16 protein-coding genes are annotated in these 14,090 nt (G+C 44.0%); 11 read left to right on the top strand and 5 right to left on the bottom strand.

Annotation, left to right across the window (positions count from 1 at the left end; all coding sequences use genetic code 11):
* Nucleotides 1-11: 11 nt before the first annotated feature.
* Complete coding sequence (locus NSS79_RS32900) at nt 12-293, top strand: hypothetical protein (protein ID WP_076113518.1); 282 nt, start codon at nt 12-14, stop codon at nt 291-293.
* 323 nt (nt 294-616) lie between these two features.
* Entirely contained in the window at nt 617-1,453 is an 837-nt protein-coding gene (locus NSS79_RS32895; RefSeq protein ID WP_342437639.1) for an EcsC family protein, read from the top strand.
* 123 nt (nt 1,454-1,576) lie between these two features.
* Here NSS79_RS32895 and NSS79_RS32890 read toward each other — a convergent pair whose 3' ends face one another.
* From NSS79_RS32890 to NSS79_RS32880, 3 genes are all read right to left on the bottom strand, one after another.
* The gene (locus NSS79_RS32890; RefSeq protein ID WP_342437638.1) at nt 1,577-1,888 is read right to left on the bottom strand and encodes an antibiotic biosynthesis monooxygenase; all 312 of its coding nucleotides are present in this window, start codon (nt 1,886-1,888) and stop codon (nt 1,577-1,579) included.
* Between the two features lie 36 nt (nt 1,889-1,924).
* Nucleotides 1,925-2,194 (bottom strand): PH domain-containing protein, encoded by a 270-nt coding sequence (locus NSS79_RS32885; protein WP_342437637.1) that lies wholly within the window; start codon nt 2,192-2,194, stop codon nt 1,925-1,927.
* A gap of 111 nt (nt 2,195-2,305) precedes the next feature.
* Nucleotides 2,306-3,547 (bottom strand): ISL3 family transposase, encoded by a 1,242-nt coding sequence (locus NSS79_RS32880; protein ID WP_342436644.1) that lies wholly within the window; start codon nt 3,545-3,547, stop codon nt 2,306-2,308.
* Nucleotides 3,548-3,941: 394 nt separating this feature from the next.
* Here NSS79_RS32880 and NSS79_RS32875 point away from each other — a divergent pair, with 394 nt between their 5' ends.
* From NSS79_RS32875 to NSS79_RS32855, 5 genes are all read left to right on the top strand, one after another.
* Nucleotides 3,942-4,595, top strand: coding sequence for a hypothetical protein (locus NSS79_RS32875; protein WP_342437636.1), 654 nt, complete (start codon nt 3,942-3,944; stop codon nt 4,593-4,595).
* Between the two features lie 544 nt (nt 4,596-5,139).
* The gene (locus tag NSS79_RS32870) at nt 5,140-5,367 is read left to right on the top strand and encodes a hypothetical protein (protein WP_342437635.1); all 228 of its coding nucleotides are present in this window, start codon (nt 5,140-5,142) and stop codon (nt 5,365-5,367) included.
* Nucleotides 5,368-5,427: 60 nt separating this feature from the next.
* A complete protein-coding gene (locus NSS79_RS32865) occupies nt 5,428-5,793 on the top strand; it encodes a hypothetical protein (RefSeq protein ID WP_342437634.1) in 366 nt (121 codons plus the stop codon).
* A 12-nt stretch (nt 5,794-5,805) separates the two neighbouring features.
* Entirely contained in the window at nt 5,806-5,970 is a 165-nt protein-coding gene (locus NSS79_RS32860; RefSeq protein WP_342437633.1) for a hypothetical protein, read from the top strand.
* Nucleotides 5,971-6,778: 808 nt separating this feature from the next.
* Nucleotides 6,779-7,528, top strand: a complete 750-nt coding sequence (locus tag NSS79_RS32855) for a hypothetical protein (RefSeq protein ID WP_342437632.1) — start codon at nt 6,779-6,781, stop codon at nt 7,526-7,528.
* A 366-nt stretch (nt 7,529-7,894) separates the two neighbouring features.
* On the opposite strand, the gene NSS79_RS32850 is transcribed toward NSS79_RS32855, so the two are convergent.
* Together NSS79_RS32850 and NSS79_RS32845 are read right to left on the bottom strand one after the other, a co-directional pair.
* Nucleotides 7,895-8,239, bottom strand: coding sequence for a hypothetical protein (locus NSS79_RS32850; RefSeq protein ID WP_342437631.1), 345 nt, complete (start codon nt 8,237-8,239; stop codon nt 7,895-7,897).
* A gap of 724 nt (nt 8,240-8,963) precedes the next feature.
* Nucleotides 8,964-9,836: an IS4 family transposase gene (locus tag NSS79_RS32845; protein WP_342437630.1), complete on the bottom strand. Its 873-nt coding sequence runs from the start codon at nt 9,834-9,836 to the stop codon at nt 8,964-8,966.
* A 520-nt stretch (nt 9,837-10,356) separates the two neighbouring features.
* Between NSS79_RS32845 and NSS79_RS32840 the strand changes: the two genes are divergently transcribed.
* From NSS79_RS32840 to NSS79_RS32825, 4 genes are all read left to right on the top strand, one after another.
* Nucleotides 10,357-10,905 (top strand): TetR/AcrR family transcriptional regulator, encoded by a 549-nt coding sequence (locus tag NSS79_RS32840; RefSeq protein ID WP_342437629.1) that lies wholly within the window; start codon nt 10,357-10,359, stop codon nt 10,903-10,905.
* Between the two features lie 789 nt (nt 10,906-11,694).
* A complete protein-coding gene (locus NSS79_RS32835) occupies nt 11,695-12,669 on the top strand; it encodes an NAD-dependent epimerase/dehydratase family protein (protein ID WP_342437628.1) in 975 nt (324 codons plus the stop codon).
* 102 nt (nt 12,670-12,771) lie between these two features.
* Complete coding sequence (locus tag NSS79_RS32830) at nt 12,772-13,128, top strand: nucleotide excision repair endonuclease (RefSeq protein ID WP_342437627.1); 357 nt, start codon at nt 12,772-12,774, stop codon at nt 13,126-13,128.
* 237 nt (nt 13,129-13,365) lie between these two features.
* Nucleotides 13,366-14,088: a hypothetical protein gene (locus NSS79_RS32825; RefSeq protein WP_342437626.1), complete on the top strand. Its 723-nt coding sequence runs from the start codon at nt 13,366-13,368 to the stop codon at nt 14,086-14,088.
* Nucleotides 14,089-14,090 lie beyond the last annotated feature (2 nt).

The following is a 14,090-nucleotide window of genomic DNA, read 5'->3' as shown; positions in this document are numbered from 1 at the left end:
GTATTCAACTTATGAGGCACTATGAATCCAGTTTGCGGACGAACAGCACGGTGGACCAGGCGCAAGATTCTGTGACCAAGCTGCATAACTCAGTAACGCAGGCTTTAAGCCATCCGAATGAACAGACTCTTGCCCAAGCCGAGAATAGTCTGGAGCATGCCGAGAATGCAGTCCGGCATGCCCCGGAGGGCTCGGTGGGCGGCCATGGTGTTGATCTAACCGAAGAAAGACTAAAGGATGAGAAGGAAAGGTTAGCCGCTTTGGAAGTGCAGCAGAGCCAGATTAAGGATTAGAGCCCAGCTCAATGATGGTGTTTCCCAGGCAGTATGTGCAGCCGCAGGCATTTCCGGTGAGTCTCCGGAAATGCCTGTTTGGCATGACCCGGGAAACGAATAGTAGGATGAGGGCAATCAAGAGCCGCTAATTCGGTTATAAAGTTAAGAGGCGGTCTGTCACACTCAGACTAAGTGAATAATTTTGAATTAAGGCGTAACTATACCCAACGTATAAACCAGTGAAGAAATGCTCACAAAACTAAGTGTATGCTTTCTAAGCAAGTTTTGTACGAAGTAAACTCAGTGAAGAAATGCTCACAAAACTTTTAGGAGGTTACCCTATGCCGGAAACTGCTGAAGGCTTGCCGCGCTTTGAAACGGCTGCGGAGCTGCATGCCGCGCTTGCCGTAATTGTGAAATGGGAAAAAGAGCAGAACAAGCTGATGATTTGGGACCGGATCACCCGCTTGCCGTTCAAGCTATTGGACAAAATCACGCCAAAGGTGATACACGAGAAGCTGGGCAAGCTGCTGGATGAACTGGGCAGTTATATCCAGAACGGAGGCAACTATCTGGTGGCTGGACGTAAGGTGAGCTCGCTCCTGGAGTCTTCCAGCCGGGCTGCCGGGGGAAGCGAGAAGGGACCGTTTCCGCTCGCTGTTATGGATGAAGCCGCGCTGAAGCTGAGTCAGAGCAGCCGGAATGTAGCAACGGCGCAAGGGGCTACAACCGGGTTCGGAGGGGTCTTCACGCTTGCTGCCGATATTCCCGCTATCTTGGGCCTGTCGCTGAAGGTCATTCAGGAAATCGGTCTATGCTATGGCTATAATCCAACGGACAAGGCGGAACGGATTTTTACGGTGAAGGTGATGCAGTTCGCGTCTTCGGATATTGTGGGGAAACTGACGATTTTGCAGGAGCTGAATCTGCAGGCCGGAGGCAACGGCGATATCACTGCCGGAACGAATGCTGCCGTCTCCAAGATCCAGGGCTGGAAGGAGGTTATTACGGTATACCGCGATAACTGGGGCTGGAAAAAGATGCTGCAGGCCGTTCCCGTCGCCGGGATGTTTTTTGGCGCATATCTTAACCGGAAGGCGCTGGAGGATGTGGCTGAGGCCGCGCGGATGCTGTACCGCAAGCGTAGAATTATCGCCAGGCTGGCTGAAATGGAATAGATCAATGGCTATAGATATTTTATGAATAGCTGAGTCGAGATAACGCTAAAAAAGGCAATAAATGCAGCCGCTGCAGGCTGTGCTTATTGCCTTTTATATTCTCCACTAAAGGTTCGTCTCCGTTTATTTAAACGACAGTCCTTTGCCGCCTACGGGCTTGAGCTTTGTGGACTCCACACCGGCAATCAGCGGCATGGCGTGCTGGATAGCCGCTTGGGTAGCTTCCAGGCTGAGCGAGGCCGCATGTGCCTCCGGATTGCTCCATACCTCGGTAACCCAGAGAATATCCGGTTCGGTCTCCGAGAAATTGATGATGTAAAGCTCACACTCCTCGACAGTCTCAGCAGCAGCCGCGCTTTCCAGCAAGATTTTTGCCAAAGCATCGCGTTTGCCGGGTTGTGCAGTAAATTTAGCGTACATCCCATATTTGCTCATATGTATCACTCCAGATTCCTATTTTAACAGAAGCGGTTAACTTTCAGAATTCCCTAGATCCTCTATTTTTTTTATAATTGCCGCTGCATCTGAGGTAAATAAAATATAAATGTTGGACTGTGTTTTAATGACAACCCTGTCCGTTGTGCCGTAAGGAGTGCCGATTCGAATGGCATTTTTTTCAGAACCGCCATAAGTATCGTCCTGTGTAACCTCCACAATCTCTGAAAGAGGTATTTCAAACTTTGACAGCTGCCACTTGATCACGAGGTTTTCATCCGATTGTGTAACATTAATTCCTAACATATAGCTTGCTCCCCTCTCCTGAAATCTACATAATGCCAACTGAAGGTTCCCTACTATAATATACAAAATCAGGTTTTTTTTCGGCTCAATCTCAAAATCAGTGCTTGACTATTAGCGAAACATACGATGGCGGTTACATTCAATGAGAATGCCTGCTTTATAACGGCTACGATTTCGCGTAAAGTAATGGCGACGCTGGAAGGCTTTAATGCGATTGTGACGACCTTCCACCGTTGCGTTTGTCCATCGGCATTGATGGTAGTTTACGATTTCTATGTTCCAATTGCGCATCGTCTTTAAGGTGCTACGAACAGCAGGATGATCCATCTTCTCGCCTTGCTTACACCAACGCTCAAAACCCAGTTTGGCAGCACTAAAGCTCGGCGAACAGTCATACCAGGTCGAGAATGCTTCCTTCCATTCCCAGACGCTACGAAGTAGTGGGGAGAAGGTTAGCAGCATCTCCAGTCTCGTCCGGCTCTCCTCTTCCAGCGATTCCACAGGCGGATTAAGCAAGCGATGATGGGCTTTCAGGTAAGCCCTTGCCCGTGGCGATAGCGTAGGTTGAACGGTTTTTCGAACCTCCTGTACACTGTCGATCACATAACCATGAACATGAAACCGATCCGCAATGCGAATCGCGTGGGGAAAGCACTCGCTGATCCAGGTATGATACGCCTGTGCTAAATCCATGACAACCGCTTTGGGGTTCAACAGAAGGAAGTCTGGATGAGTGTTGGCATACGCCCGCAAGTCGTTTAGCTTTCGACCCGGAAGCAGATCCAGCATGGTCTCGCCTTTGAGATTATGGATACCGGTATTGTAGGTATGACCTTTTCGGATGGCAAAATCATCGACACCTAAAACCAGATTGGGCATTTCTTTCGCTTCGGTCCACACGTGCTTCTCGATGCGTTCACACTCCACCGGAACAGCCTCGTTATGCATGCGTTGTACGGTACTGGTAGGTAATTGCTGCATACGAGCGCTATGTGCAGCCGTTGATCCGAGCGCTTGTTCGAAAGTATGGAAACGAAAAAGCCAGCTGTAGCGCTGCTTGGGTCCGACAAATTCATAGAACCATCCAAATCCGGCTTCGCAAGTGGTGCAGGACAATCGGATGGAAGGCACATGCAGAAAGGTTTTTTTCGCAAACACTGGCAAATGCCTTACCGTCCGCATGCCATTACTTCCCTTACGAATGACGTTTTGGTCGGATTTGCACAGGGGACAGCATTGTTTATAGCTGCGTGGAATGGCTTCGATATGAAGTTCGTCGGCCACCATAGACCGAATTTGACGAACTTGTAGCTCTGGTATGTCGAGCATTTCATTGATATACTGGATCTGCATCTGTTTATTCCTTTTTTGTTGTTCGGTGAGACTTACAACAATACAGGAGTAACAGATGTTTTTCCATTTTCATCCTTCGGTCACTTCGTCAAGCACTGATTACGGCTTTGAGCCTTTTTTTCAGTTTATATTTTTATGGGCTGGCTGGTCTCCGGCATATAAGCATTCAAAGGATCGCCTGAGTCTCCTTGTCCACAGCTTGTCCGATTCTTGCTTATTCCCGCAGGAGTTACTATGATTATGCTATTACTTCAGGGACACAGGAATACAATTCATCCCGCTTTGAGAAAAATATCACGAACATCCGGCAGAACCGGGTGTAAGGCTCATAATTATAAGATTGCGGGTGGTTAATATTAAGCTTTTACGTCTATCCATTATCATTGGGTGCTTAGTGGTTATTTTATCAGCATGTTCACAAAATCCAGAGAATGGTGTCGCTAAGCCTGGTGATGATGCATATCAAGAGTGGGTGCAGAAAATTAAGACCGTACTTGGAGATAGATCATATATTCTTCCAGAATACGATCCTAATGTTGGACCGCTTGAAATGGTGTATGGAATATCTTCTACAAGTTATTCACTAGATCTATACCGATCGGACGCTTATAGTATCCAAAAGGAGCTTACCGGGCTTCATACTGTACATGATCTCTATTATTCTTATTTTAATAGTGAAGGAAAACAACTTTTAGAGGACACCAAAATTTTATCTCGTTTTGGTGTTGAAGGTGAAATTAATAGAAAGGAAATTACTAAGAATCAGTTTATTTTAAATAACACTCTTTTGGAATTTCAAAAGGAGAACAGCGATATAAAGATATATGAACTTAAAGGATCTCAAGATAACAAAGGAAGAGCAGCTGACATTATCGATTTTTTAGAAAAAAAGGGTATTAAATTAGGTCAGGTATTAGTATTTGATTTAGAAGAGCGTACAAACTTGGAACTTTACTTAGATTTAGATAATAGCCTTCAAGTAATATCTTTTACAGTTCAAGATCTTAATGAATTGGACAACTATTTAGTTGATTTAAATATACTTTAAAGAAAAAGGGCATTCCTAGTTTAGATCTAGAGATGCCTTTTTTGCTGTGTACAATCTAGAAAGGTGTGAGTTTTCAGGAACTGTAGGAGGATCAGAATAGAGTCGAAGAGAAAAAAATACGTTTTAAATCCCGTTAGAACTAACCGGAGTTTAAAACATATAGTAAAGGGTTGCGACTTCAACCATCATCCTTTTTATCTTGGCTATTAAGCTAAGCGTTTTTGGTGCGCTTTGATGAAACGTCCTAACCAATAGATTCATTGTCTTATCAAGCTGAGGCCAAGCGCTTCTCTAATCCATTCATTTGCTTATTAAATTTGACAAGTATCGTCTGAAGAAGAATCAGAGAAAGGGCAATTGGGAATCCAACGTTTCCGATTAGCTGAACAACAGCCTGTAGATCCATAAGTAATAACCTCCCTTCTTCAGCTCCATTATAATACAAAACGCAACGTTACAAAACGCTTTATTTGTGGTATGATATAGGTTACAATAACACATATTATATGCTACAATAGAAATAAATAATGATAAGGTGATGGCAATGGAATCGAAAGAAAAGCCTTCTAGGCTCACGGTGTATCTTCCGGAAAAAGCTAGAACGGATTTACTGAATATCGCTAATAATACCGGATTGTCCCAATCTCAGCTTGTAGTCCTGGCTACACATAGTTTAATAGCTAACTATAAGGCTAAAGGCAACGCTATTTTTTCGGATTTGCTGGGAATTGGTTCTAATAGTAATGAAAATGAGTTGCAAAAAAATGAATAATAATATTGTGGTACGTTACAAATCGCTATATAATAACCATAGCTGAAAAGGAGGGTGAATATGAAGTATAGTATCAATTTATTTGGATTTATGGTGGACTGTGACATTAAGATAGATGGTGAGAACTTTGGGATAGAAATACCGGAGGAAAATCAGAAGACATTAAAGCAGTATTTAATACGCGTATTGCCCAAGTATGGAAGAGAAGCTTCTAATGATTCGTCCTTAGATTCTCTAGTGAAGCTTGCATTAGATGCTGAAAAGACATTAGATGGCCGCATGGTAGAACCTAAATTAAAATTACCCTATGAGTTCCAGCCTGAAATTAAGGAGAAACTAATTGAAGCAGCTGCATTACAAGAAATGTCAGCTACTCAATTATTGATCCGTATTATCGAAAAAAAATACCAAGAAATCATAGGATAGGAGGAATTAAAAATGGCATATGGAAATAAAGTTAAATTTCATTACGACGTACCTGTTTACATTAAACAGCAGTTAGCTACAGCCGCGAAAAAGCTGAATATGACAGCAACTGAACTGTTATCTAAAACAATTGAAGAAGAATATGAACGTGTGATAAGGGAAAAGAAGACTAAGTAATATTAACTTGTAAGACAAATTGATTCATCATATTTATTTGGTTGGAGGAAAGACTTTGATAAGAAAAATCTTCTCCAATTTGGTCACATGAAAAAATATGACAAATAGTGTACGTTTCCAACGGGTTGTGTTCGATCAGATAAACATAGATATTAGGTATTTCAGTTATTACATGACAATAGAATTGAGATGTCGGACTTGCATCCAAGATCCACATAATATGTTGCTTTACATCTACTGATAACAGAGTGGATAGGTTTGCAGGAAATTGATTTTTGTTAACTAACATAAGACGAGGGACCCCCTTTTTAATTGCATACCGTTTCTGTATTAGGTTTGTCCATTATACCAAACGTACGTTCGCATTTTAAGGGCTTTATTTCCATAGTAGTATATTTTTTACGTCTAAAAGGGGCGATTTGTTGCGGTTTTTTAGGTTACAATATTGAAGTTTTGTTGTAATTTTTATCAAATGATGTTTTTTAAGGAGAGAATAAGCAGAAAAATAATAACTTCATTTGCTATCGAACCTTTTTTTAAAAAGGTGTTTTTTATATCATATCATACTACGTAGCAATACAATACGTTATAATATATTTATGGTAACTTTTTTCATTTATTTCCGTTTATATAGGGAGAGTGTTTATATGGAAATAAACGGGGTGAAAAGAGATGGGGGAATCGAAAGGTTACGCAATTTTAAATTAAGTATTTACATTTTTTTGAACTTATTGGATATAATATTCTGTATAATCTAAGGAGAGTCTATATTATATGAAAGCGGGAGATTACAATTAAGAAGCATGCTTTGCTATTAGCATCATCGGTATTATTATGTAGTTTGCTCGTTGCCTGTAACAAACAACAAAACCCTAGAACGGCAACACCCAGCAACACCGCAAATCAAGAAACCACTAATATAAACAATTCATCTACTCAAGAACAAAACCCTTCTGGTGGTATAGCTAGTGTTTTCCCCAAGTCTGATCTCACGGATTCAATTGTCATTGATTCTGTTAATGAAGACCAAGCGATTCGGGCAGAACAACAAACGGATAAGGGAACACTGCTTATGATTTCAAATGGTAAGGAAGAACGAGGACACTTGAACGTATCGAGTACGCTGGGGCAAGAGGGAGATCAGACCTTCCAGAGCAATTATTCTATTATCTACAGACAAGGAGATCAGGATAAGGTTCTATTGGAACTACCGGCTTATTTATTTGTCCAGCCATCTGACAAGAAACTAACCCTTGAAAAGGTTAGTTTTAAAGATGCTGATGTTTATATCCTCACTCCACAATACCAAACGGGGCATGGATTGGAAGGGTATGTATTCGCGATCGATAAACAAAGTGGAGACGTATTCGCATTAGAGATCGTAAAAAAAGACCGAGTTTCTAAGACAATTCTCTATTCTGAATCTGAACCATTACTAAGTATCGAAAATGATGGTTTAGTTGTTCATCCGCCTGTTGGTGCTGGCACCCCTGAAGAAGATGCGAAAGACGTAGTTTACAAACTGGATTTGAGCAAGAAGCAATTAGTTGCTGAATAAAAAGGAACTCTTCCGCTATAAAGTGGAAGAGTTTCTTTGGTATATTTCTGTTCAAGTTACACAACGATTTAGTAGATGTTCGACAACCCATATACATTCGGATCAGTCTTTTGAATATAGTGCAGGGTGTTCAAGCAAGTGTTATTAGAGCTTGTAATGGTACCATCCATTCCAGAGTACCCTGCTGTTGCCCAGACACGTTTTGTGCTTGAACTGTTAACAGCATATGAAGTACTGGAGCAATAAGAGGTAGCTGATTTCGTATACCCTGTCCAATATCCACTACTTAAAGCATTTGCAGCCGCGGCAGCTCCTGCGCTATTACCACCATTTCCTGAATAAGCGTAGCGAACATGAGGGTAGCCTTCAATAATATAATCTGGCATAAGATCGAATAGCGTCCAGCATGTTAGTGAATTTCAGGCGTTTACCTGGAGTGGTGTTATTAGGATCGTATACTCCAGAAGTGGCTCCACAGGTACCGTCTTGGTAAGCGAAATTGTAAGAACTTTGAAGGCTAGGTAATGTCCAAGAATAATGTTCAAATCCCCACTGTGCAATAATAACGGAAACAGGAAGCCCATTAAGTCCACCGCTTTTTCTCCAACTTTGATAAGATACCCATTTAGCAAGCGCAAGAAGATCGTAACGCGTGCCGTTATAAGTGATTGAGCCATTAACAAAAGTATTAATATTAGAAGCGCAGGTCATAGAAATCTCTCCTTTAAATATAATGTATTATTACGTTGCGTTACGCATTATAACTAAAAGTATTTTTGTAGGGATATGAAAGCAAAGATTGAATCCCATCAAAGGTTTGCTTTCTACAAAAGAACACCTTAGCTGAGTTCATATTATCATATTACGTAACGTTACGCAACATTATGTGGATTTTTTTTATTTTTTTTCTGCGTACTGAGAGCGTGCTTTTTCATATGCTGCCCATTGTTGCAACCTGAGCTTGGTTTAAACCAAGCCTCTATTAAGAGAAGCTTCATAAGCGGGAAGTTTGTGTAACAAAGTAGAGAATAGCATCTCGGGTATTCGTTAGTAAGTGTGGATGTTCTTTGGGGCGGAAGAACCCCGCCCCAAAAACAAGGAAATCAAGCTACTTCTCTTGTTCTTCCCGCCGTCCAAAACGTTGCTTTTCGCCAATTCTAGTTGTAAGAAATATAGGTCTGTTGATTAGCTAAATTATGGGAGTGGGAAACACTACATTGGCTAAATAAATCCTCCATTCCGGTGGTAAAGTTTCCAAAGTAAATAACCGGTCAAAGTCGACGAATGTTAATTTAGCACTCGGATGCACCGCAGCATTTCCCTGCTCAAACAGGAACTTAAGCAAAACATAAATCAGTAAAGCTGTGTACAGCTGTCCATACACTGCATTTGGTGTTGTTCCGAATAATTTTGGAATGTTTAGATGCTGCTTAATTCAACGAAAAAAGACTTCAATCTGCCACCGTTTTTTATAGATTTCTGCAATCCCTTCGGGGGAATACCAGTGCAGATTTGTGGCGAGAATAACGGGATTTCCTTTGGGATCCTCTAGAATGACCACCCGAGATCTGTTCTGGGAGAGTGCCATGTTCTTTCCCAATTGGCAGGTCAAATCTTGCTTAATACTTCCCGAAAAGGGATGCTTTCGACATCGTGAGATTGGATTCGTAAAGGTTGTATTATCCCGAAGACGAATCACAAAATACTGCCGGTTTTCCTGCTCTTGGTAACTGTCAAACAGCTTGTGTTTACCATAAGACCGGTCTGCCACCAAAATAAATCTTCTGTCCAGCTGGTCAGGGCAACTCTTCAAATCAGGCTCATATCCAGTCGTTTCGGTAACTTTGTGCAATTCGCCTTGGTCTCCAATGATCCCCACGTGTAGCTTAACGCCTGCTTTTTGGCCTTTGTGCGGAGCCCAAGTCAACCGTCCCAGACCTACCGTAATCGTAGTGGAATCAACGATTAGCAACTCCTTCGGAATACCGAGTACACGCCGAGTCTTTCGATTGCACAGCCCAATCATGAGATCTAGCAAACGCTTGAATAATTGAAAAGGAACGTCTTTGGCTTTTTTCGAGAGGGTCGAGTGATCCACAGAACGCTGCCCACAAAGGGCCATTCGCTGTTCTCCGTCCCGATACCCCTCCCACTGCTGGAAGGCGGCTTCGGCCAAAAATAGAAATAAATCATAGACAGTAAACTTTCGCGCCACATCGATATACTTTAGTTCTTCCAAGAATGGGAGCATTTTTTCTTCGGGAATCACCAATTGCAGAATATTCGATAATGAAGTAGACTTTTTCATGAAGTCGCCTCGTTTCGGATGTTTGTAGGGTACAAACACTTTACCGAATGGGCGGCCTTTTTTCTACCTTTTTATGGTTAATCAACAGGTCTGTAAGAAATACATCTATCTCTAAAAAAGCCCTATTGTACCCCTGGATAGTTGCAGTAAATACATTTATTTTGAACGGGGCAACATAAGCTGGTTCAGCGGTGGTTCATTCGCAAGTGTGGTATCGGACAGAATGCTCAGGGGAAATCCCAAGCGTAACTATAATTCGAAGAAGACTTGCGGACAATATCCTAAACGGCACTCTGGCTGCAAGTGATACGGACATTTCCATCTAGTCCTTCATCCCTGCTGAGGACGACAGCCACGTGATTGTAAAGGTGGAACAGTAGGCTAAGCGTTTAAAATGCAGGCTTGATTATTTATGAATTGGAGTATATACTTCTAACCAAGAAAGTGATTGATCAATAACCAATTAGTGAGGCGTGAATTACTTTATCTACTTCATCAGAAAAGGAGGCATATGGCCATCATGAACAAACAACCCAGTACGGTCCGGTCTAAGACAGCTGAAGCGACCTCCGTTAACCGGCGGGAGCAGATTTTGGAGGCGGCGGTTGTGGTTTTTGCCGAACTCGGTTATTACCGGGCGACCACTGCACAGGTGGCGGAGAGAGTCGGTATCTCCCAGCCGTATATTTTCAAGCTGTTCAAGAACAAGGAGGAACTGTTTGTAGCCGCACTGGACCGTGCCTTTGAGCGGATTATCCGCACCTTTAAGAGTGTTGAGGCTCCTGCAGATCAGATGCTTGCGGAAACAATCCGGGTATATGAGCAATTGATGGAGACCCATCCTAATGAGATTCTTCTGCAAGTGCAGGCATTGGGCATCCGTGATGAAATGATCCTCCATGCGATGCAGAAGGGAATGCTTGAAGTCACCAGTCTGGTTAAGGGGAAATTTGTGGCTGCCGGAATGGAGCATCCAGAGGTTGAGGTCAGCACCTTTATGGCCAACGGCATGCTGTGCAATATCGCAATGGCGCTGGGAATGCCGGAACTAAAGCCAAAGCATCTGTAAGTACCAGCGAGTACTAGGGTGAGTTTGGTTAGTGAGCAGGATCTAAGGGCGGAGTCCCTTAGATATTAATGAGTTTTAGTTAGTGATTAGCCAATAACAAAAGCGCCCTATTAGTAACTAAAGTACTAAGGAACAACGGTATCTTGAGCTGCTCATCAACTGCTTAAATAGTCAATCGCCAAGCAATAGTGCCCATCGGTATGCCGTACGCCATATGGTTAAGTACCCGAATCGCTGTAACGCCAATTTGATAGCCTACCGCTAATCCGTTTCGTCCTAACGCCTATCTGACAGCCTATCGCTAATCCGAATCGCCGTAACGCCGATCTGATAGCCTATTGCTAATCCGAATCGCCGTAACGCCGATCTCATAGCCTATCGCTAAAGCCGATTCGCTATATCGCTAATCCATATCACCTTAAAGCCAATCCGGTTGCCTGATGGTTAATCTCTATCGCGTACCGGACACCAGAGCTCTTATTTCGGAGAAATTGCCTGTTTGCGGCTGTGATCGGACCTCAGTGCAGCTATTGTTCCCAATCGCACTCAATTTGTTGATTTTCTCACTCAATAGGTGCATCTGGGTCCGAATGGAAGTCAAATAGACTCCGATCAGCAAGATAACGTCTCTCCAGTCCGTGACAGTCAGAAACGCGAAAACATTAAGTTAGTGATCAATCACTACTGATCATGGCGAAACCCAAACCCAAACCCAAACCCAAACCCAAACCCAAACCCAAACCCAAACCCAAACCCAAACCCAAACCAACTAATCAGGAGGTAATTAAAATGTTAAACAAAGCTGTCGTGTTAGGTGCAACCGGAGGAACAGGAATGGTCATTATTGCCGAGCTGCTGAAAAGAGGGGTGGAAACGGTCGCCTTTGGGCGATCCCTGCCAAAGCTGGAGCAGCTTGCTGCGAAGCTGGGGAGTCCAACAGGACTCCGCCTGAAGACCGGCGACGTATTTAAGGCGGGCGATGTACAGGAGGCCGCGCAGGGGGTGGATGTTATTTTCCACTGTGCTTCGGTGCCTTATCACGAGATGAGCACCAAGCTGCTGCCGATGGGGGAAGCGGTCTTGGAGGCGGCAAGCAAGCTAGGGACCCGAGTTGTTGCGGTGGACGGCATTTATCCGTACGGCAAAAGACGGAATGAGCAGCCGATTAGCGAGGAATATCCAAAGAATCCGCATACCCAAAAGGGAAAGGTCAAGCTTGAATTTGAGCGGATGTTCTTCAGCCCGCGCTGGAATCGGGCCAAAAGAATGATCGTCCGCTTGCCCGATTATTACGGTCCTACCGCCAACGAGGCATCGTATCTGGGCTCTACGCTGGAGGCGATTGCCGCCGGGAAACCGGCGATGTTCATCGGAAATATGAGCGTTCCGCGTGAATACGTCTACCTCCCGGATGCCGCAGTGATGATGGTGGAGCTGGCGGGCAGGGAGGAAGCGTACGGGCAGAATTGGAACATTCCAGGTGCGGGCATCATCTCGGGTAAAGAGATCGTCCGAATAGCCCGGGCGGCTAGCGGATCATCAAAACCGGTTATACCCGTCGGTGCCGCCGGCTTGTCGCTGCTGGGACTGTTCATCCCGGTCATGAAGGAGATTGTCGAGATGCTCTATTTAACGAAGGAGCCCCTTATTTTAAGCGGCAGCAAATATGAACGTACCGTCGGGCCGATTCCGGCCACACCGTTTGAACAGGGAATTACGGAAACGATCCGCGTGCTTAAGGCCCGGCAGGATAAATCTTTGTGAACACGCTTATAAAATACATCAAAGCCGCAGAAGATAGAAATAGTCAGGCCACTTGATCTGTGATACTATTTATTTCTATATACAAGAGGGAAGTGAGCACGAATGATCAGCATTACCATCCCGGCACCGGATGTTACGATTACCAAGCAGGAGAATCCTGTGCTGAGCCATATTTACGGATTTACGGATTTCCACCTGATTACGCGGGAAGCCGGCGGCATCTTTATGTTCTATAACGACAACGACGAGCTGTTGTTTGTAGGCAAGGCCAGAAAGCTGAGACCCAGAATCAAAAAGCATTTTGAAGATAACGTATCCGTAATGAAGCCCCATCGCGACGAAGTCACCAAGATTGAGGTATACCTCGTTGAGGATCCGGTCGACAGAGAGATTTACGAAACCTACATTGTGAACAAGCTGAAAGCCAAGTACAATGTGGAGAAAGTCCTGTATAAATAGCGAATGTAGGGCAAAAGGCGCGGTCCAATAGGGCTGCGTTTTTTTGTGCGAAAAGTTCGGCAACCGCGGAAATCCGGCCTATCGGCGTGGTTAATCCTTACTGGGGCAGCGAATTGGGTCTTTAGATGTATTTAAGAAAGTTAGATATTAAGGCTCACTTACATCCAGGACAAATCATCTATAATAAACTCGTATATGCTCGACATTTTTTGACATTTATAATGAGGTGATATATAGATGGCTGCTCCTTTTTTTAAGAAAAGAGACGCGGTGGACAAGACGCCGAAGCCGGGCATGGTTCAAAAGGTACAATTGGCGGAAAGTCCTCCTGAAGATTCGGAAAGCTATGAAAAGAGTGACAGCCAGAACAGCCTGATTTCGACAGGCAAAGCACAGCTGGACAAGAAATCACTGGATTTAATTTTTGCGGTTGAACAGATGATTCAGGACCGGACGCATGCCGAGACGAATAACCGTGAGCTTCAGGACCGGCTTGCGCATTCCAGCGGACATGTGGAGCGGTTGAACAAGGATCTCAAGAACCTCAACAAGGTGATTGAAGACCGGGAGAAGAACATTATGGAGCTGGAGCAGAAGCTGGTAGAGCGTAATCTGAAGGTGGATCAGGTGCTGGAGGATTACCGCGAGCTTCATATCACTTTTTCTGCAGAAATGGACGAACTCAAGAGCACCATTGATCTGGAGCAGCGGAAATACGTTAACCTTGTGCAGAAGCACAATGAGGTCCATGCGGAGAAGCTCAAGAAAATGAATGAGCTGGAAGAAAAAATCGGACGCCTGGAGACGGAAAATGGCCATCTTCGACAGAAATACGAAACGGTCCGGCAGGAGAAAGCCTACCTCTCCAGCATGATCAGCGATTTCACCAACCGGATGACAGCACCTTTTGGCGGCGGCAGCCTGCCTGCAGAGCGCAGTGATGAGAATGGGGATACATAATA

It is taken from the genome of Paenibacillus sp. FSL L8-0436 (genome assembly GCF_038593025.1).
Taxonomy (GTDB): Bacteria; Bacillota; Bacilli; order Paenibacillales; family Paenibacillaceae; genus Paenibacillus_AQ.
The sequence above is the reverse complement of the archived record's forward strand: the minus strand, read 5'-3'. Positions and strand labels throughout refer to the sequence as shown.